This window comes from Hartmannibacter diazotrophicus, assembly GCF_900231165.1.
Lineage (GTDB): Bacteria > Pseudomonadota > Alphaproteobacteria > Rhizobiales > Pleomorphomonadaceae > Hartmannibacter > Hartmannibacter diazotrophicus.
Map to the genome: position 1 here is coordinate 2,370,285 of NZ_LT960614.1, position 18,377 is coordinate 2,388,661.

At 63.2% G+C, this 18,377-nt stretch carries 22 protein-coding genes; 16 read left to right on the forward strand and 6 right to left on the reverse strand.

Going from position 1 to position 18,377, the window contains the following annotated elements; all coding sequences use genetic code 11:
* The first annotated feature begins 10 nt into the window (after positions 1 to 10).
* The 3 genes from gph to parC all read left to right on the forward strand — a co-directional run bounded on the left by gph (position 11) and on the right by parC (position 3,924).
* A complete protein-coding gene (gph, locus tag HDIA_RS11100; protein ID WP_099556218.1) occupies positions 11 to 652 on the forward strand; it encodes a phosphoglycolate phosphatase in 642 nt (213 codons plus the stop codon).
* A gap of 86 nt (positions 653 to 738) precedes the next feature.
* Positions 739 to 1,542, forward strand: coding sequence for an HAD-IA family hydrolase (locus HDIA_RS11105; protein WP_099556219.1), 804 nt, complete (start codon positions 739 to 741; stop codon positions 1,540 to 1,542).
* A gap of 120 nt (positions 1,543 to 1,662) precedes the next feature.
* Positions 1,663 to 3,924 carry a DNA topoisomerase IV subunit A gene (gene parC / locus HDIA_RS11110; protein ID WP_099556220.1) on the forward strand — a complete coding sequence of 754 codons (2,262 nt, stop codon included), beginning with the start codon at positions 1,663 to 1,665 and terminating at the stop codon, positions 3,922 to 3,924.
* Between the two features lie 41 nt (positions 3,925 to 3,965).
* Here the strand turns inward: parC and gcvA are convergent, their stop codons facing one another.
* Positions 3,966 to 4,916 (reverse strand): transcriptional regulator GcvA, encoded by a 951-nt coding sequence (gene gcvA / locus HDIA_RS11115; protein WP_099556221.1) that lies wholly within the window; start codon positions 4,914 to 4,916, stop codon positions 3,966 to 3,968.
* 304 nt (positions 4,917 to 5,220) lie between these two features.
* Between gcvA and HDIA_RS11120 the strand changes: the two genes are divergently transcribed.
* From HDIA_RS11120 to HDIA_RS11145, 6 genes are all read left to right on the forward strand, one after another.
* Positions 5,221 to 6,186 (forward strand): HpcH/HpaI aldolase/citrate lyase family protein, encoded by a 966-nt coding sequence (locus HDIA_RS11120; protein WP_099556222.1) that lies wholly within the window; start codon positions 5,221 to 5,223, stop codon positions 6,184 to 6,186.
* Between the two features lie 228 nt (positions 6,187 to 6,414).
* The gene (locus HDIA_RS11125) at positions 6,415 to 7,596 is read left to right on the forward strand and encodes a malate--CoA ligase subunit beta (RefSeq protein ID WP_099556223.1); all 1,182 of its coding nucleotides are present in this window, start codon (positions 6,415 to 6,417) and stop codon (positions 7,594 to 7,596) included.
* Between the two features lie 5 nt (positions 7,597 to 7,601).
* Positions 7,602 to 8,510 carry a succinate--CoA ligase subunit alpha gene (gene sucD / locus HDIA_RS11130; RefSeq protein ID WP_099556224.1) on the forward strand — a complete coding sequence of 303 codons (909 nt, stop codon included), beginning with the start codon at positions 7,602 to 7,604 and terminating at the stop codon, positions 8,508 to 8,510.
* 171 nt (positions 8,511 to 8,681) lie between these two features.
* The gene (locus HDIA_RS11135) at positions 8,682 to 9,656 is read left to right on the forward strand and encodes a 2-hydroxyacid dehydrogenase (protein WP_099556225.1); all 975 of its coding nucleotides are present in this window, start codon (positions 8,682 to 8,684) and stop codon (positions 9,654 to 9,656) included.
* 161 nt (positions 9,657 to 9,817) lie between these two features.
* Positions 9,818 to 10,408: an ANTAR domain-containing response regulator gene (locus tag HDIA_RS11140; protein ID WP_099556226.1), complete on the forward strand. Its 591-nt coding sequence runs from the start codon at positions 9,818 to 9,820 to the stop codon at positions 10,406 to 10,408.
* Between the two features lie 73 nt (positions 10,409 to 10,481).
* Complete coding sequence (locus tag HDIA_RS11145; protein WP_099556227.1) at positions 10,482 to 11,822, forward strand: CmpA/NrtA family ABC transporter substrate-binding protein; 1,341 nt, start codon at positions 10,482 to 10,484, stop codon at positions 11,820 to 11,822.
* A gap of 10 nt (positions 11,823 to 11,832) precedes the next feature.
* Here HDIA_RS11145 and HDIA_RS11150 read toward each other — a convergent pair whose 3' ends face one another.
* Positions 11,833 to 13,149 carry an adenylate/guanylate cyclase domain-containing protein gene (locus tag HDIA_RS11150; protein ID WP_099556228.1) on the reverse strand — a complete coding sequence of 439 codons (1,317 nt, stop codon included), beginning with the start codon at positions 13,147 to 13,149 and terminating at the stop codon, positions 11,833 to 11,835.
* 112 nt (positions 13,150 to 13,261) lie between these two features.
* A complete protein-coding gene (locus tag HDIA_RS11155; protein ID WP_099556229.1) occupies positions 13,262 to 14,179 on the reverse strand; it encodes a LysR family transcriptional regulator in 918 nt (305 codons plus the stop codon).
* A gap of 122 nt (positions 14,180 to 14,301) precedes the next feature.
* Here HDIA_RS11155 and HDIA_RS11160 point away from each other — a divergent pair, with 122 nt between their 5' ends.
* Both HDIA_RS11160 and HDIA_RS11165 read left to right on the forward strand, forming a co-directional pair.
* Positions 14,302 to 14,847: a carboxymuconolactone decarboxylase family protein gene (locus HDIA_RS11160; protein ID WP_099558847.1), complete on the forward strand. Its 546-nt coding sequence runs from the start codon at positions 14,302 to 14,304 to the stop codon at positions 14,845 to 14,847.
* Between the two features lie 59 nt (positions 14,848 to 14,906).
* A complete protein-coding gene (locus tag HDIA_RS11165) occupies positions 14,907 to 15,509 on the forward strand; it encodes a pyridoxamine 5'-phosphate oxidase family protein (protein WP_099556230.1) in 603 nt (200 codons plus the stop codon).
* 182 nt (positions 15,510 to 15,691) lie between these two features.
* On the opposite strand, the gene HDIA_RS25325 is transcribed toward HDIA_RS11165, so the two are convergent.
* Positions 15,692 to 15,865, reverse strand: a complete 174-nt coding sequence (locus HDIA_RS25325; protein WP_157775505.1) for a hypothetical protein — start codon at positions 15,863 to 15,865, stop codon at positions 15,692 to 15,694.
* 54 nt (positions 15,866 to 15,919) lie between these two features.
* On the reverse strand, positions 15,920 to 16,603 hold the full coding sequence (locus HDIA_RS11170; RefSeq protein ID WP_099556231.1) for an XRE family transcriptional regulator: 684 nt from the start codon (positions 16,601 to 16,603) through the stop codon (positions 15,920 to 15,922).
* 131 nt (positions 16,604 to 16,734) lie between these two features.
* Between HDIA_RS11170 and HDIA_RS11175 the strand changes: the two genes are divergently transcribed.
* From HDIA_RS11175 to HDIA_RS11185, 5 genes are read left to right on the forward strand one after another with little or no spacing between them, the layout of a single operon-like run.
* Positions 16,735 to 17,103, forward strand: coding sequence for a helix-turn-helix domain-containing protein (locus HDIA_RS11175; RefSeq protein ID WP_099556232.1), 369 nt, complete (start codon positions 16,735 to 16,737; stop codon positions 17,101 to 17,103).
* A 2-nt stretch (positions 17,104 to 17,105) separates the two neighbouring features.
* Positions 17,106 to 17,378, forward strand: a complete 273-nt coding sequence (locus HDIA_RS11180; RefSeq protein WP_099556233.1) for a hypothetical protein — start codon at positions 17,106 to 17,108, stop codon at positions 17,376 to 17,378.
* The gene (locus HDIA_RS25970) at positions 17,375 to 17,500 is read left to right on the forward strand and encodes a hypothetical protein (protein ID WP_281259988.1); all 126 of its coding nucleotides are present in this window, start codon (positions 17,375 to 17,377) and stop codon (positions 17,498 to 17,500) included. The genes HDIA_RS11180 and HDIA_RS25970 overlap by 4 nt, the downstream gene beginning before the upstream one ends.
* Positions 17,497 to 17,625 (forward strand): hypothetical protein, encoded by a 129-nt coding sequence (locus HDIA_RS25975; protein ID WP_281259989.1) that lies wholly within the window; start codon positions 17,497 to 17,499, stop codon positions 17,623 to 17,625. Before HDIA_RS25970 ends, HDIA_RS25975 begins: the two co-directional genes overlap by 4 nt.
* Positions 17,622 to 18,062, forward strand: a complete 441-nt coding sequence (locus HDIA_RS11185) for a hypothetical protein (protein WP_099556234.1) — start codon at positions 17,622 to 17,624, stop codon at positions 18,060 to 18,062. Before HDIA_RS25975 ends, HDIA_RS11185 begins: the two co-directional genes overlap by 4 nt.
* Here HDIA_RS11185 and HDIA_RS11190 read toward each other — a convergent pair.
* Positions 18,059 to 18,316: a hypothetical protein gene (locus tag HDIA_RS11190; RefSeq protein ID WP_099556235.1), complete on the reverse strand. Its 258-nt coding sequence runs from the start codon at positions 18,314 to 18,316 to the stop codon at positions 18,059 to 18,061. The two genes, HDIA_RS11185 and HDIA_RS11190, sit on opposite strands and share 4 nt — an antisense overlap.
* Positions 18,317 to 18,377 lie beyond the last annotated feature (61 nt).

An 18,377-nucleotide genomic window follows, 5' to 3' on the forward strand; every position in this document is an offset into this window, starting at 1 on the left:
AACCGACCGCGTGCCATCTGCCTATGTCTTCGATCTCGACGGAACGCTCATCGATTCGCTGCCTGATATCGCGGATGCCCTCGATGAGCTGATTCTTTCCGAAGGCCATGAAGCGCTTGGCATGGAGCGCATTTCGAAGATGATCGGCCATGGCGTCGAAAAGCTGGTTCAGCGCGGGTTTGCGGCTCGCGACGTGAGTCTGGCCGACGGCGGACTGTCGGCCATGACGGACCGGTTCCGCGCGATCTACGAGCCGCGGGCGGCTCATCTGACGACGCTTTTCCCGCATGTGAAGGAAACCGTCGAGGCGATTGCGACAAGGGGCATTCGGATGGCGGTCTGCACCAACAAGCCGGCAGGGGTCAGCCGCGACATCCTTGGCAAGCTTGGCCTCGATCCCTACATTCCCGTCGTGGTTGGCGGCGATTTTGGCGGTCCGCGCAAGCCGGCGCCCAACATGGTGCTGGAGGTGGCGCGGCAACTCGGGATCGAGCCGGCGTCGGGACTTTTCGTCGGTGACAGCGGCGCCGATGTTGGTGCGGCGAGGGCGGCAGGAATGCCCGTCGTCGTCGTACCCTACGGCTATACGGCCGTGCCGCCGGGCGAACTTGGCGCGGACAAGGTCATCGCCGATTTTCGCGACCTGATCTAAACGCCTTTTCTGTGCCGTTTACCCGCAGCAAAGCCGTTTGGTGCAATACTGTCGCATGATCTCATCATGGATTGGAAAGGCTGGTCATGAGCCCGCTCAAGGCGCTCATTTTTGCCGTTGACGGAACGCTGTCGGAAACCGCCGAGGTTCACCGCACGGCCTGCAACGCGGCCTTTCACGCCTTCAGTCTCGGCTTTTCCTGGGATCCTGAGCTCTATCGCGAGCTCATGGTCGTCTCCGGCGGGCGCGAGCGGATCGAATATTACCTCAAGACCTACTCGCCACCCGGCGCGGACGAGGCGTTGGCGCGTCTTGACGAGATCTACAAGTTCAAGAGTGACCGCTACCTGAAGCTTCTCGACAATCAGACGGCGCGGCTGCGCTCGGGCGTGGAACGCCTCGTGAGCGAGGCGCGTGTGGCCGGCGTGAAGCTTGCCATCGCCACGACCACCAGCCTGTCCAACGTCGAGGCATTGCTGATGGCCTGCCTCGATTTCGAGGGCCTCAACGCCTTCGACGTCATTGTCACGGGCGATATGGTGGCGCACAAGAAGCCAGCGCCGGACGTCTACAAGGAAGTCCTGAGGCGCCTGAAGCTGCCGGCTCAAAGCTGCCTTGCCCTGGAAGACAGCGCCATCGGACTGACGGCTGCGACGGCGGCAGGCCTTCGAACCATCATCACGCCGAGCCTCTATACGAGAGGACAGGATTTTACCGGTGCCTTCGCCGTTCTTTCCAGCCTTGGCGATCCCTTCGACCCTTATGAACATCTCGCCGGCGTCGGCGAGGACGACCGCATCGTCTCGATTGCCAACCTCAACCGGTGGATGGCCGATGACGACGATATCCGCGCCCTCTTGACGATCGGCGGGCGTCCGGTCGGCTCGTGATGCCGTGCGTGGCTGGGCAAGGCGTAAAGACCCGCAGAATTCTGCGGAAAACCAATGGAAAATGCGCAAATCCAATGGCGATTCGTTGCCCTTGCGCGCCAGATCGCCTAATCGGGACATATGGGAAACGAGAAGACGCCTCCTGACGAGAATTCCGGTGGAATCGAGCCGGTCAACCTGCGCACGGCGCTGGAAGAGCGCTACCTTGCCTATGCGCTGTCGACCATCATGCACCGCGCGCTGCCAGATGTGCGCGATGGCCTGAAACCCGTGCACCGGCGTGTGCTCTATGCCATGCGCCTGCTTCGCCTCGATCCGGGGCAGGGCTTCAAAAAATGCGCCCGTGTCGTCGGCGACGTCATCGGTAAATACCATCCGCACGGCGACCAGTCGGTCTACGATGCCTTGGTGCGCCTCGCGCAGGATTTTGCCCAGCGCTATCCGCTGGTGGACGGGCAGGGAAACTTCGGAAACATCGACGGCGATAACGCCGCCGCCATGCGCTACACCGAGGCCCGCCTGACGGAAGTGGCGAGCCTGCTGCTCGATGGCCTCGACCAGGACGCGGTCGACTTCCGCGAGACCTATGACGGCGAGGACCGCGAGCCGATCGTCCTGCCGGGGGCCTTCCCCAATCTTCTCGCCAACGGGTCGTCCGGCATCGCCGTCGGCATGGCGACCAGCATCCCGCCGCACAACGCCGCCGAACTCTGCGACGCGGCGATGTACCTGATCGATCATCCCGACGCACCCATCGAGAAGCTGGTCGATTTCGTGCAGGGGCCGGATTTCCCGACCGGCGGCATCCTGATCGACGACCCGGTGTCGATTACCGAGGCCTACCGCACCGGTCGCGGCGGCTTCCGCGTTCGCGCGCGCTGGTATGTCGAGGATCTCGGACGAGGCACCTGGGTCGCCGTCGTCACCGAGATTCCCTATCAGGTGCAGAAATCCCGCCTGATCGAGAAGATCGCCGAGCTGTTGCAGGCCAAGCGCCTGCCGCTTCTGGCTGACGTTCGCGACGAGAGCGCCGAGGACATCCGCATTGTCTTCGAGCCGCGCTCGCGCAGCGTCGACGCCAATCTCCTGATGGAGTCGCTGTTCAAGCTGACCGAGCTGGAATCGCGCATTTCGCTCAACATGAACGTGCTCTCGCGCGGTCAGGTGCCGAATGTCATCGGCCTCGATCAGGTGCTGAGGGAGTGGCTGGACCACCGACGCGAAGTCCTCCAGCGCCGTTCGCGCCATCGCCTCGACCAGATCCTCAAGCGCCTGGAGATCCTCGAGGGTTACCTCATCGCCTTCCTCAACATCGATGAGGTCATCCGTATCATCCGCGAGGAGGATGAGCCGAAGGCCGTCATGATGGCCCGTTGGTCGCTGACCGACACGCAGGCCGAGGCAATCCTCAACATGCGCCTGCGCAGCTTGCGCAAGCTTGAGGAAATCGAGATCCGCACCGAGCACGACAAACTCTCCAAGGAGAAGGAAGACCTCGAGTCGCTGCTGGACTCGGAGAAGAAGCAGTGGAAGGCGGTCCGCAAGGAAATCGCGGATGTCCACAAGACCTTCGGTCCGGAAACCGAGCTCGGTCGACGCCGCACGACCTTCGGTGAAGCCGTCAAGCACGACGCCGATGACATCAGCCACGCCCTGATCGAGCGCGAACCGATTACGGTCGTACTCTCGACGAAGGGCTGGATCCGGGCGATGAAGGGCCACCTCACCGACTTCTCGGGCCTCACCTTCAAGGCCGGTGACGAACTGAAGACGGCCTTCCCGGCCGAGACGACCGACAAGCTGCTGATCCTCGCCACCAACGGCAAGGTTTTCACGCTCGGTGCCGACAAGCTGCCCGGCGGCCGCGGCAACGGTGAGCCGGTGCGCTTGATGGTCGACATCGAGGAAGGCGCCGATGTGGTCGACATCTTCGTCCACAAGCCCGGCCGCAAGCTGCTGATCGCCTCGACCGACGGCTACGGCTTCGTGGTGCCGGAGACCGAGCTGGTCGCGACGACCCGCAAGGGCAAGCAGGTTCTCAACGTCGGCGGCAAGATTGAAGCGAAGCTGTTCGTCCCCATCCAGGGCGATCAGGTCGCGGTGATTGGCGAAAACCGCAAGCTCGTCATCTTCCCGATGTCGCAGGTACCGGAAATGAGCCGAGGCAAGGGCGTCCGGCTTCAGCGCTACAAGGAAGGCGGCCTGTCGGACGTCCGGGTCTTCTCCGGCGAACAGGGACTTTCCTGGACCACGTCGGCCGGCAGCACCTATCTGCGCACACTCGCCGAACTGGCCGACTGGGTCGGCGATCGCGGGCTCGCCGGCCGTCTGCCGCCGTCGGGCTTCCCGAAGTCGAACCGCTTTGGTCCGCGAGGTCTGTGAGGCGGACGGGGCAGCCTTGCCGATGGATCGGGGAGGCGGCCTTACTCGCCGCTGCCGAAGGCCGAGATGTCCGGCAGCCGCCCCTCGGCCTTGACTTCCTCACGCATCCATTCCCGAAAAAGCTGAGCCGGTTCAGTCAGTTCCGTCTTTTCCGGATAGACGAGATAGAAGGCCTTCTGCGAGGATAGGGCCACATCGACCGGCCGCACCAGATCGCCGCGGCTGATGAAATCCTCCGCCAGCCGTTGCCCACAAAGCGCAATGCCTTCGCCGCGCAAGGCCGCCTGTAGCAGGACCAGATAGTTGTCGAAGGAAATGCCGTGCGCCTTGTCGGGGTCGGGCAGGTTCAGCGAACGGAAGAAGCTGTCCCAGGTCACCCAGTTCGCGTCGAAGCTTGCAAGATGCAGCAGGGTCTCGCCGGCAAGAGCGGCGGCGCTCTTCACGGCCGGGCGCCCTTCCAGATAGCGCGGCGCACAGACGGGCCAGACCTCGTTGGAAAAAAGCTTCTCCGAATCGAGCCCCAGCCAGTGGCCGAACCCATAGCGCACGGCGATGTCGATGCCCGATGAGAGCAGGTCGGACACCTGCGCCGACGCCATCAGCCTCAGGTCTATCTCCGGATGCTGCGAACGGAACTTCGCCAGCCGGCCCACCAGCCAGTAGGACGCGAAACTGACCGAGGTGGCGACGGTGAGTTCCCGTGGCCGGCGCTGTCGCCGGCGGATGTCCTCGCTCGTCGTCGCGATATATTCCAGCCCCATGGTCACCGCGTGTCGCAGCCTCTCGCCCTGCTTGGTGAGTTGGATGCCACGCGCCTGCCGGACGAAGAGCGGAGCGCCCAGGTCGGCCTCCAGCGACTGGATCTGACGGCTGACGGCTGCCTGCGTCATGCCCATCTCGTTGGCGGCGTGCGTGAAATTGAGATGGCGAGCAGCCGCCTCAAAGATCACCAGGCTGTTCATCGGGGGGAGTGTGCGGTGCAGTGTAGCCATTACCTCTCCTCATGGCTCATGTGCTTTTTGCTCCATTTATGAGTGGATCACACGGTCGCACCATTGCATGGGCTTTTGGCTCTTGTCGAGGCTGCAAGGCGGGTTTATCCCTAGTGTCACTGGATGCGCCGCCGACGAAGCGAATTGGGCAAGCCCTTCCCGCACGGTATGGCAGCGCCCGAATTTCGACCGCGATGACGGTCGACGCCGAACCGGCGAAATGCGTCGGAAATCGGTGAGCGCCAGGAAGTCGCCCCCATCCGCGAGGGGCGGAGTTGTTCAAGAAGAACAAGGAAACGAACCCATGAGCTTCACGCAATACAAGCCCGTCGCAACGCGGTTGCAGAGGTCGGAACTGGCATGTCCGGGCTCCAATCCCAGCATGATCGAGAAGGCGGCCAATTCCGCCGCCGATTTCGTCTTCCTTGACCTTGAGGACGCCGTTGCGCCGAACGACAAGGTGCAAGCGCGCAAGAACATCATCGAGGCGCTGAACGACATCGACTGGAAGGCCAAGGGCAAGACCGTCTCGGTCCGCATCAATGGCCTCGACACCCATTACATGTACCGCGACGTGGTCGACGTGGTGGAGCAGGCCGGCAGCAAGCTTGACACCATCCTGGTGCCCAAGGTCGGCACGCCGCACGATCTCTACATGGTCGAGGCCATGGTGACCCAGATCGAGGAAGCCAAGGGTCTGACGAACCGCATCGGCCTTGAAGCCCTCATCGAGACGGCGATCGGCATGGCCAATGTCGAGGATATCGCCCGCCAGCACTACACTTCGCGCCTTGAGGCACTGCATTTCGGCGTCGCCGACTTCGCCGCCTCGCGTCGCTCGCGCACGGTGGTCATCGGCGGCCTCAACCCGGATTATCCGGGCGATCAGTGGCACGCCGCGATCGACCGCATGGTCACCGCCTGCCGCGCCTTCGGCCTTCGTGCCATCGACGGGCCTTTCGGCGACTTCAACGATCCGGACGCCTACATCGCTGCCTGCAAGCGCGCCTCCGTGCTCGGCTGCGAGGGCAAGTGGGCCATCCATCCGAGCCAGATCGAAATGGCCAACGACATGTTCTCGCCGCCCGCCGCCGAGGTTGACCGTGCCCGCCGCATCCTCGTGGCACTTGACGAGGCGGCGGCCCAGGGCAAGGGCGCAGCCTCGCTCGATGGCCGCATGATCGACGCGGCGTCGGCCCGCATGGCCCAGAACGTCGTGACGGTCGCCGAGGCGATCGAGGCCAAGTCCGGAGCCGCCAAGGCGGCGTAAGGGCCGCTGGCACGGGCGTTCGGGACCGTCCTTACGACCGAACCTGCTGAGGCGGGTTCAAGGAGACGCAAGAAGTAAAGCACTGCGCCCGCGCCGAAGACCCAGAGCAAGAAAAAGACCCGGCGGATCGGCCGGGTCACTTGGCCCCAAGAGGCCGGGAAGGACAGCGGCTGTCCGGGGCGTGCCGCAACGGCTCTTGGATAGGGCTTCCCAAGGAGGAAACAAACCATGGACATCCATGAATATCAGGCCAAGGAAATCCTGGCCAAGTTCGGTGTGCCGATCCCGCGCGGCGGGCTCGCCTATTCTCCCGAACAGGCAGCCTACCGGGCTCGCGAAATCGGCGGCAGCGTCTGGGTCGTCAAGGCCCAGGTGCATACGGGCGGCCGCGGCAAGGCCGGCGGCGTCAAGGTCTGCAAGGACGAGCATGACGTCGAGAACGCGGCGGAATCCATGCTCGGTCGCCGCCTCGTGACCAACCAGACCGGTCCGTCAGGCAAGGGCATCTTCCGTCTCTACGTCGAGGCCGGCTGCAACATCGATCGCGAGCTTTACCTCGGCTTCGTGCTCGACCGTAAGACCGAGCGCGTGATGGTCGCGGCCTCCCGCGAGGGCGGCATGGACATCGAGGAAATCGCGGAGCAGAAGCCCGAAAGCCTCATCCGCATCGCGGTCGAGCCGGCCGTCGGCATGCAGGCCTTCCAGGCCCGCGAACTCGCCTTTGCGCTCGGCTTCGACGCCAAGACGCTGGCCCAGGCGGTGACGACGATCCTCGGCTGCTATCGCGCCTTCCGCGACAACGACGCGACCATGCTGGAGATCAACCCGCTGGTGGTGACGGCCGAAGGCAACCTTCTAGCCCTCGACGCCAAGATGAGCTTCGACGACAACGCGCTCTTCCGCCATCCGCATATCGCGGAACTGCGCGACAAGAGCCAGGAGGATCCGCGCGAGACGCAGGCCGCCGACCGCGGTCTCTCCTATGTCGGTCTCGAAGGTGACGTCGGCTGCATCGTCAACGGCGCCGGCCTCGCGATGGCGACCATGGACATGATCAAGCTCGCGGGCGGTAAGCCGGCGAACTTCCTCGACATCGGCGGCGGTGCAACGCCCGAGCGCGTGGCGAAAGCCTTCCGTCTCGTGACGGCCGACGCCAACGTCAAGGCGGTTCTGGTCAACATCTTCGCCGGCATCAACCGCTGCGACTGGGTTGCCCAGGGCGTCGTGAAGGCTGTCGAGATGGCCGGTCTCGACCGTCCGCTGGTGGTCCGCCTTGCGGGGACCAACGTGGAGGAGGGCCGCCGCATCATCGACGAGAGCGGCCTTCCCGTCATCACGGCCACCACGTTGGCGGAAGCTGCCGAGAAATCGGTGGCGGCCGCCAAGTCCTTCAAATCCGCAGCCGAGTGAGAGCCATGTCGATTCTGATCAACAAGAACACGCCTGTCCTCGTTCAGGGTATCACCGGCAAGATCGGCGGCTTCCACGCCGAGGACATGATCAAGTATGGCACGCCCGTCGTCGGCGGCGTGACCCCCGGCAAGGGCGGCACCACCGCCTTTGGCGTGCCGGTCTTCGACACCATGAAGGAAGCGGTCGAAAAGACGGGAGCGACGGTCTCGATCGTCTTCGTCCCGCCGCCCTATGCGGCCGACTCGATCATGGAAGCGGCGGACGCGGGCGTGAAGGTCGCGGTCTGCATCACCGACGGCATTCCGGCTCAGGACATGATGCGCGTGAAGCGCTACATGCGCCGCTACAAGAAGGAGGATCGGATGCGGCTTTTCGGGCCGAACTGCGCCGGTCTGATCACGCCCGGCGAGGCGCTCGTCGGCATCATGCCCGGCCACATCTACAAGCAGGGCCGCATCGGCATCGTCGGTCGGTCCGGTACGCTCGGCTACGAGGCTGCCTCGCAGCTCAAGGAGATCGGCATCGGCGTCTCGACCTCGGTCGGCATCGGCGGCGATCCGATCAACGGTTCTTCCTTCAAGGACGTGATGGAACTCTTCAACGCCGACCCGGACACGGACGCGGTGGTGATGATCGGCGAGATCGGCGGACCGCAGGAAGCGGAAGCTGGCGAATATATCCGCGACCACATGACCAAGCCGGTCTGCGCATATATCGCGGGTCTCTCCGCACCGAAGGGCCGCAAGATGGGCCACGCCGGCGCCATCGTGTCCTCGTCGGGCGAAAGCGCGGCGGAGAAGGTCGAGATCCTGCGCGGCTGCGGCGTGACGATCGTCCCGACGCCGGCCGAGTTCGGGCCAACGGTGCAGAAGATGCTCGCGGCGGGCACGCCGGCGCGCAAGGCAGGATAACGCAGGAACGGCGGGGCGGCTATCCTCCCACCAGGCATCAATCCTGGCCGCGACGACCCGCCGTTTGAAGTTATGCCGCCATCGGAATAGAAGATTCTCCGCCCCGTCTCTTGGCGAGCACGGGGCGGAGGTGCTTGAAGAGAAACGAACATCACTGAAAAGGGGGAAAACGTGGCCGATAAGCCCAAGGTTCTCGTCACTCGTCGCTGGCCCGAGGCGGTCGAGGCAAAGCTGAAAGAGCTTTACGACGTGACGCTTAACGAGAGCGACGTCCCGATGACGGCCGACGAGATGCGTCAGGCGCTGATGGACTACGATGCCTTCTGCCCGACCGTGTCGGACAAGGTCGACGCCAGCGTCCTCGATGTCTCCGGTGCCCGCACCAAGATCATCGCGAGCTATGGCGTCGGCTACAGCCATATCGACACCGATGCCGCCAAGAAGTCCGGCTTCGTCGTTACCAACACCCCCGAGGTCCTGTCGAACTGCACGGCCGATCTCGCGATCACGTTGATGCTTGCCGCGGCCCGCCGCATCGGCGAGGGCGAGCGCGAGCTGCGCGCCGGCAAGTGGACCGGCTGGCGGCCGACCCACATGATCGGCACCCGCGTTTCCGGCGGCACCTTCGGCGTCCTCGGCTTCGGCCGCATCGGCCGCGAAGCCGCCCGCAAGGCGCATTTCGGTTTCGACATGAAGGTCATCTACTACGATGCCTTCCCGGTGAAGCCGGAACTGGCCGCCGAGACCAAGGCCGAGGCCCGCGACGCCATCGAGGCGGTGCTCAAGGAAGCCGACGTCATCTCCCTGCACATGCCGGGCGGCAAGGAAAACTATCACCTCATCAACGAGGCTCGTCTCAAGCTGATGAAGCCGACCGCGATCCTGGTCAACACGGCGCGTGGCGAAGTGGTTGACGGCGATGCGCTGGCAGCGGCCTTGCAGGCGGGTACGATCGCCGGCGCCGGTCTCGACGTCTTCGAGGGCGAGCCGAAGGTTCTGCCGTCGCTGCTGGAATGCGAGAATGCCGTCCTCCTGCCGCATCTCGGATCGGCCACGAAGTCGACCCGCGAGGCGATGGGCTGGCGCGTTCTTGAAAACCTTGAGGCCTATTTCAAGGGCGAGGCGCCGCGCGACCGCGTGGCCTGAGCCTTCGGATTTCAGGTCAAGCAGAACTGAGGGCGAGGAAGACGTCGCCAAACGAGGATCGGCCGGCAATTCGCAAAGGCAATTGCCGGCCGCTTTGCGAATACGGTGATGTGCCGATGAGGCCTATTGCGGCGCACCATCGGGACTGAGATACTTCGACCATGAGCCAAACCCCTCTGCGCATTGCTGTCATCGACGAGAATCAGGTTCGCGCCGCGATTCTGGAAGAGGGGCTTCGTCTGGCCGGCCTGACCGACATCACGATCATCCGCGAAACGAACAGTCTGCTTCGGCGTCTCGTCGCCATCGATCCGGACGTCGTCATCATCGATCTGGAAAATCCCAGCCGCGACGTTCTGGAGCAGATGTTCCAGGTTTCACGCATGGTGAGCCGGCCGGTGGCGATGTTCGTCGACCAGTCCGACACGTCGACGATCGAGCGGGCGATCGAGGCCGGCGTCTCGGCCTATATCGTCGATGGCCTGCGCAAGGAGAGGGTCAAGCCGATCCTCGACATGACCGTCAGCCGCTTCAACGCCTTCTCCAAGCTTCAGCGCGAGCTCACTGAGGCGCGTGATGCCCTGGAAGAGCGCAAGGTGGTGGAACGGGCCAAGGGCATTCTGATGAAGACGCGCAATCTTTCGGAAGAAGAGGCCTACAAGCTGCTCAGGCAGTCGGCCATGAATGAAAAGAAGAAGCTTTCGGAAATCGCGCAGAGCGTGGTGACGGCCGCCTCCCTGCTTGGAGGCTGAGGGCGCCGCAAGGACTTTTGACGAGCGGGTTCGGAAACAGATCGCAGGTTTCTTTGGGAATGGATATCCGGGCATGAGGATCGACGACATGAGCGAAGGGAGGGCAGGAGAGCAGGCAACTGGCGTCCTGCCGACAGCAGCGCGCATGCCGACGCCGCGTCACGTCCGGGCCGGGTTCATCCCCCTGGTCGATGCCGCCGTCCTGATTGCCGCCCGCGAACGGGGCTTTGCCGCCAAGGAGGGGCTGGAACTCGATCTCGTCAAGGATGTCTCCTGGTCCAACATCCGCGACCGGCTGGCCTTCCGGCAGTTCGACGTCGCCCATATGCTGGCGCCGATGCCGGTGGCCTCCGCCCTGTCGGTCGGCTCCAATCCCTATCCGATCATCGCGCCGATCGCGCTGGGGCGCGGTGGCAACGCCATCACGCTGTCGATCGCGCTCTATCGTCAGATGCAGGAGCTTTGCGGTCTCGACGGAACCGAGCCGTCGATGGCGAATGCCCAGGCACTGAAGAAGATCGTCCAGCATCGCAAGGCGAATGGCGAGCCGACGCTCGTCTTCGCGATGACCTATCCCTTCTCCTCGCACAACTATGAATTCCGTTACTGGATGGCGGCGGCCGGCATTCATCCGGACCAAGACGTACGGATGGTGGTCATTCCGCCGCCTCTGGCCGCGGACGCGCTGCAGGCCGGCGCCATCGACGGCTTCTGCGTCGGCGCCCCCTGGAACATGATCGCGGTTGAGGAAGGCCATGGCCGCATCGTTGCCACCAAGGCCGATCTCTGGGGCGCGAGCCCTGAGAAGGTGCTCGGCATGCGGCCCGAATGGGCCGAAGAGAACCACGATACGGTCAAGCGCCTGATCGTTGCGCTGGACGGTGCCGCGCGCTGGTGCGATGCGCTGGAAAACCGCGAGGAACTGGCCTCGATTCTGGCCCATTCCAGCTATGTCGGCGCACCGGCCTCCATTTTGAAGCGTGTTCTGCTCGGTGAATTCGCCGTCGATCCCAACGGCGAGAGCCGCACCGTGAAGGACTATTTCGTCTTTCACCGGCAGGCGGCCAATTTTCCGTGGGTCAGTCAAGCGCTCTGGATCTACAGCCAGATGGTGCGCTGGGGGCAGATCCGATTCGACGAGCGCTTCGTTGAGGCGACGGCGAAGGCGTTCAGGCCGGACCTCTACCGGGAGGCACTTGCCGGATCCGATACGCCCATCCCGGCCATCGACAGCAAGGACGAAGGAACGGCGGAGGCATCCGTGGTGCCGACGATCGACGGTACGCCGTTGCAGATCGGACCGGACCTCTTCTGCGACGGCCGCGTGTTCAAGCCCTCGGCGATCGAGGCCTATATCGACAGTTTCGAACTTTCGACGACCGCAAAGCCCGCTTCTGCCGGCGACCAGCCCTGATCTGTTCAGATCAGCCGACAGGCTCGAAAGCCTTCGACCTCTCCCGTTCCAGGGCATAGGCCGGCACGGGCATGGCCCGGCCGCGCAGGTGCAAGTCGTCAAGCGCGCGCCACGTCCTGGAGCGATCCGTCAGGCATCCCGAGGCGTCCAGCAGGTCGCCGGAGAGCACGAGATCCATCTCCACCTTCCGCGTCATTTCCTCAAGCCGCTCCGCGACGTTGACGGCATCGCCGATGACCGTGAATTCCAGTCGTCGCTCGCCGCCGAGGACGCCCACGAAGACCTCGCCAATGTGGGCGCCGATCCCGATGCCGACGGATTGGCGCCCTTCGCGGACGCGCTTCCTGTTCCAGGACTCCACCTCGGCCACCAGCGCGATGGCCGCCTTGACGGCCCGCTCCGCGTCGTCGGAACGCGGCTCGCCAGCCCCAAAGACGACCAGAATGCCGTCGCCGACAAACTTGTCGATGATGCCGCCGTGGGCCGAAATGACCCGTTCCGCACGCATGCGGAACGAATTGAGCAGATTGGCCGTCTGGCCGGGATCGAGAGTTTCCGAAAGCGTCGTGAAGTTCCTGAGATCCGCGAAAAGCGCGACGACGCGCTGGCGCCGTCCATGCGGAAAGTCGGCCAGATCGGCCGTGCTGACGACATGCTCCAGTTCTGTCGGGACGAAGCGCTGCAGGGTGCTGCGTTCCCGGGCGGTGCGGATCGCATTCATCGTGGAGCGCCGCGCGCTGTAGGCGCCCGCGGCAAGGATAACGCCGGTCAGGAAGACGATCAGCACGCGCGTCGCATTCGCTCCGGTCGAGAAGAGATGACTGAAATTTGAGGCCGACGCCGGCATCGGAATGTCGTCGTTCGGCCACCACAGGAAGACGGCAAAGCTGACGACGAAAAGGACGGTCTGGTAGAAGACGATACCGCCGTGGGCCCGCAGGGCCGTCATCGCCAGAAACAGGAAGATCGCCCAGGACGGAACAAGAGCCGCCCTGTATCCGGCAGGCAGATGCTCGAACCAGGGCCCGAGGAACCCGATGCCGAAGAGGAAAACGGCGTCGGCCGTTGCGATGAGCCAAGGGACCCACCGGGCTTTCTGCCCCGCATAGACGACGCGCAGAACCGCAAGGCTGAACAGGAAGTTGAGGACCGCGACAGCGAAAACGGAATGACGTGTGGAGAGACCGCAAACGGTGAAGACGACCATCGCCACAAAGAAGACGAGGGCGACGATGACACGGATGATCGCCGCCCGCTTTCCAGCCGCCAGGTCGATTGAGGCTAGAACCTCGTCGTCTTCATCCGTCCATGCCTGGGGCCGAGCCATGAAAGGTTCCTCATTCCTGTGACCGCAACAAGAGCCGCGACCCTATCGTAGATTGGGCGGCTGGCGGAGACTGCGCGACCGATCCAAATTCATCGGCGTCTTGCTGCTCATCTTATGCGGCAGCCTCGATTCTGCCGAGCGTTTGTCGCAGACGCGGTGCGGCGAAGTCGAGGAAGCGACGCATCTTCAAGGGCATCTGGCCACGTGCCGTGTGGACGAGTTGCACGGGCGCGCGATCCGGCTCGAAGTCTTCCAGAATGATCCGGAGTTTGCCATCCGCCACTGCGTCTGCGACCTGATAGTGCAGCAGGCGCGTGACACCGATGGCGCGGATCGCGGCCTCCGCCGCCGCCTCGGCCGTGGTCACCAAGAGACGGGGCTGGACCGGCACGTCGACGGGGGTCTTCGAGCCCGGCGCCCGGAGTTGCCAGACGGTTGAGGACAGGGGGCCTTCGAAGGCAACAAAGGGAAGGTGGCGCAGATCCTCGGGCGAGCGAGGTGTGCCGTGCGCGGCCAGCAGATCGGGGCTCGCGCAGATGACCAGCCGCATCCTCCCGACATTGGTCGCAACCATGGAACTGTCAGGAAGCCGGCCGATCCGCACGGCCATGTCGATGTGGTCCTCGATGAGGTGGGCATTCCGGTCGGAGAATAGAAGCCGGACATTGATCTGCGGAAACTGAGTTAGGAAATCGGTGACGATGGGCAGGACATGCAGCCGCCCGAAAAGCACTGGCGCGGTGAGCACCAGTTCGCCCTTGGGCGCAACATATTCCCCGGCGGCCTCGCGCTCTGCGTCCTGGACCTGTTCGAGAATGCGTCGGGAGGCCGCGACATAGGCGAGACCGGCATCGGTCAGGGTCAGTTTGCGAGTGCTGCGGATCAGCAGGCGGGTTCCGAGAAACGACTCAAGGTCGGAAATCTTGCGGCTGAGGGTCGGCACCGGGACGCCGAGAGAGCGACCGGCAGCGGAAAGGCTGCCCTTTTCCACCACGGTCAGCAACATCGACATGGCTTCCAGCCGGTCCATTTATATTTCCAATAATTGGAAGAGTGAGTTCCAAAAATACACGATTATGCATAAAATTGAAAAGAGGCATTCTCCTCCTCGACCGAACCAATCCCGGTTCGCTCTTCAAGAAGGAGTTTTCAATGTCCCGTCTTTCCATTCCCTCCCGTGACGATGCACCCGAGGCCTCGAAGACCACGCTCGACGCAGTTCACAAGCAGCTTGGCACCGTGCCGAACCTGTTTCGCCTGATTGCCAACAGCCCCGCCGTGCTCTCCGGCTTCACCGGTTTTCAGGGCGCGCTGGCCAAGACCCTCGACGTCCGGACGCGCGAGCGCATCGCTCTTGCCGTTGCTCAGGTGAATGGCTGTGACTATTGCCTCTCGGCACACACCTACATCGGCCTCAACCTCGTCAAGATCAGCCCGGAGGAGATCGCGCTGAACCGTCGGGGCGCATCCGCCGACGCCAAGGCAAACGCCGCCGTGGGCTTTGCGGCCAAGGTCGCCCAGGAGCGCGGACATGTGGACGACGCGGATATCGCAGCCGTTCGTGCGGCCGGTTTCACCGATGCCCAGATCGTCGAGATCGTGGCGCTCGTCGCCGAAAACGTCTTCACCAACTTCCTCAACGAGGTCGCCAAGACCGACATTGATTTTCCGGTCGTGCTGACCCGCGAGGCTGCCTGACCTTGCCTGGGCCGGGGCGTCGATCGCCTCGGCCCGCATCAACTGCAAAGGAAACGGCCATGGCCTATGGTTTTCTCAAGATCGCAACGACACCGAGCGTTCGCGCGGTGCAGGCCGAAATGGGCGTTGACCGCGACTGGCAGAGTGCCGGAGCGGGGCGGGACTTCGACCGGTTCAGCGACAACGAGGCGGCCTTCATCGCCGAGCGAGACAGCTTCTACATGGCCACGGTCTCGGAGACGGGATGGCCCTATGTGCAGCATCGCGGCGGCCCGGCGGGTTTCCTCAAGGTCCTCGACGACCGCACCCTGGCCTTCGCCGATTACCGCGGCAATCGGCAGTATATCAGCACCGGCAACGTCGCCGCCAACGATCGGGCCTGCCTCTTCCTGATGGACTACGGCCGACGGGCGAGGCTGAAGATCTACACGCACGTCGAGGTGATCCGGCCGGAGGCGGACCCGCAGTTTGCCGAAAAGGTCGTCGACGTGGGCTACCGGGCGAAGGTCGAACGCATTTTCCGGCTGACGCTCGAAGCCTTCGACTGGAACTGCTCGCAGCACATCACACCGCGATTCTCCGAGGCTGAAGTGGTTGAGGCGGTCGCGCCGCTTCGCACGCGCCTGTCCGAACTCGAAGCCGAGAACGCGGCCTTGCTGTAACGCGCAAGATCAGTTGGCAGAGGCCGGATTAAGCCGGATGAAGCTGGACGGGGCCGGATAAAAGGCGGTGAAACAAGGGTTTTGAGCCGGAAAAGGCGACGGCGAAACGGGATTTGGCGCGCAGGGCTCATTTGGCAGTGAATTGACCACGCGCGGGCATCGCGCAAGGTGAATTGGCACATCTAGCGGCGAGGCGGCGGCTTGCCAGGCGCGGCCTGGCGGGCGCGCTGTTCCCTGATCTCGTCTCTCGCGAGCGCCAGATAATAGACGATGAGCGGCAAGTCGATCTCTCTTGCCATGCTTTCGAGGCCGGCGATGCGCTTTTCGAGGTCATCGAGCCTGTCGCGCGCGTCCATTCCCAGCCTTTCAACGATGCCTCGAACGCAATTTAAACCCAGACAAAGCCCCGATCAGGCCAAAGCGCCGCCGTGCCAGACGACCTGGCCGAGGACGTGAATTTGAAGGTCCATCGTATCCGCCAATTCCTCGTCGGGATAGGCCACCTTGTTCGGGTTGTCGGAGATCATGTGGATCGACCCATCCAAACGGCGCGCAATCCGCTTGACGAGCAGGTCGCCATCGACGGATAGCGCAAAAATCTTTCCATGCAATGGCTTGGTAGCAGTTCTATCGATGATGAGAAGGTCGCCGTCGGCGATGGTCGGCTCCATCGATTCCCCGGATGCGTGAGCGACAATCAGGTTTCTCGGGTTTCTGCCGGTCACCGAGCGGACCCACTGCTCCGGCAACTGGATGCCTTCGCGAGCCGGAAAATCAGGCTCCGGAATTCCCTTTCCGGCCGAAAGCGCCATCACATAGTGCGGTAGCGTGACAATCGCCGGCTCGCTTGCGATGGGCGCCACCGGCCCGATTGGCGCGGCCTGGGCCTCCTTTCCAGTCACCAGCCAAGTTGGGTCGCAGCCAAGCTCTGACAGCAAAAGAAGATGTTCGGCATTGGGGACCACTAACCCGGATTCCTGATTTTGCAGTGTGCGAACAGTGATCCCAGTTTTGCCTGCCAAATCTGGACGCGACCACCCACGCGATTCGCGCCATTGCCGGAGTCGGCTTCCCACTTCCAATCGATCAAGCATGGGAAAGACGGATCCTTGTCTTCCATCTTTCGGTCTCTTCCATCATCGGAATAAGATAAATCTTTCCAATGATGTAACAGAAAAATGTCTGCATATTAGAGACAGCGAAAGTGTGAAGACCAAAAAATGCGTTGACCGACATATTTTGGTCTGTCAATTTGCTTGTCATGTCGAACCTACCCAAAACCTCTGACATCCCAAAAAGACCCGCCGAGCGGCGGGTGTGGATCCTCTTTCAGCTCAGGCTCAAGGGGGAGTCATTCACCTCCCTTGCGCGCAAGATCGGCTGCAGCCAGCAGGCCGTCACCCAGGTTTCCGGCGGAAAACCGTCATTCGAGATCGAAAAGGCGATCGCGAAGGAACTCGGCGTCCCGCACGCGGACCTTTTTCCCGAACACTTCGACAGTGCCGGCGAGCGCATTCCGCTTTTACGTACAAGCCAACGGAAGCGTAGCGAAATCGCGAAATCGCGCAATGTCGATTTTGGCGAGGCATGCTGACAATGGCACAATCTGGCGTATCCAAAGAACCAAACTGTCATATCAGCCAAGCGGAAGAGGCCAAAAATGGCCTGCCCGGCAAACCGGACGATCTCGGTTCCTTCATCACCAACGATCTCTGCTTCGGCTTCCGGCGCGATGCCGAAGGGCGCTGGAGCGTCAACCTGGCCGTCTCCGAGACAGGCCTGATCGCTGCCCTGATCGCCGCGATCCTCTTCGGTGGCGGCTTCTTCTGGCATGTCCTCGGACCATCGCTCGGAGGGCTCTTCCAGTGACCTTCCGCCAGTTCCTCGAGAACGCCGCCGCCATGGCGGCTGTCGCGGCCTTCACCGGCGCCGCCCTCTGGTGGGCGGACCTTGCCGGCCTTGCCGTAGCGGCCTGGAGGATCAGCCAGTGAGCGCACCGGACCCGAACAACCCGGACGATCCGGGCATCGCCTTCACCCTGATCATGGCCGCGGTTCTCTGCGGCCTCGGCTGCCTTGCCCTTGGCATCGCGAAGCTTCTGCAGGTGCTGCAATGACGTCCTATTCCGCCATTCCTTTCCGGCGCGCGGGTGGCGCTGTCCGCCGCGCAATCGGCCAGGGCCTCCTGTGGTTCACCGAGCCGGTGACCCACGAGCGGCTGGAGCGCGAGATCGCGGAGACGGCACGCGTCAGATGCTCGGTCGACGAGATCATGGGGCGGTTGCAAACGGGGCTCTCCGATGTCGGGACGCCGGCCGAGCCATCCAAGTGGGTGAAGGCGCCGCCAGAAGGGTGGGCCTGCACGGCCACGGACGTTGAGACCCCTGCAGAGATGTCGCGCGTTGAGGAGATTTCCCATGCCGTTGTCCGCTTCGTCATCGCGGCCAACGTCCGCGACGCGCGGCGACGCGCGAGGCTGGCACTCCACCACCTGGACGTTCCCGAGGCGATCTCGGCCCCTATCATCGCCCGCTGCATCTACCGCAACGACTAGGCCGGATCGGCATCATGACCAACGCGCGCCCTTTCAGCCTCGATGCGGAGATCATTGGCAAAACGGACCAGTTCGCCCTTTGCCTTCTCCAAGGCGTCATCGAAGCCAGAATTCGACAACACCACAAATACGAGGGTGAATTCGTTCCACTCGCCATCATTGCAATCAAAGGTCACGCGATAGCTGGCCGCCTCTGGGAACTCCCGAGAGCCGGAATTTCCAACAAGTTCAATCTTCGAGGCAATCGCTTTCATTTGCTTTCTCCCGACTCGGTTGTTCGCGCTGCGAGTGTAGGGGAAACGCGTCACCTGCGCA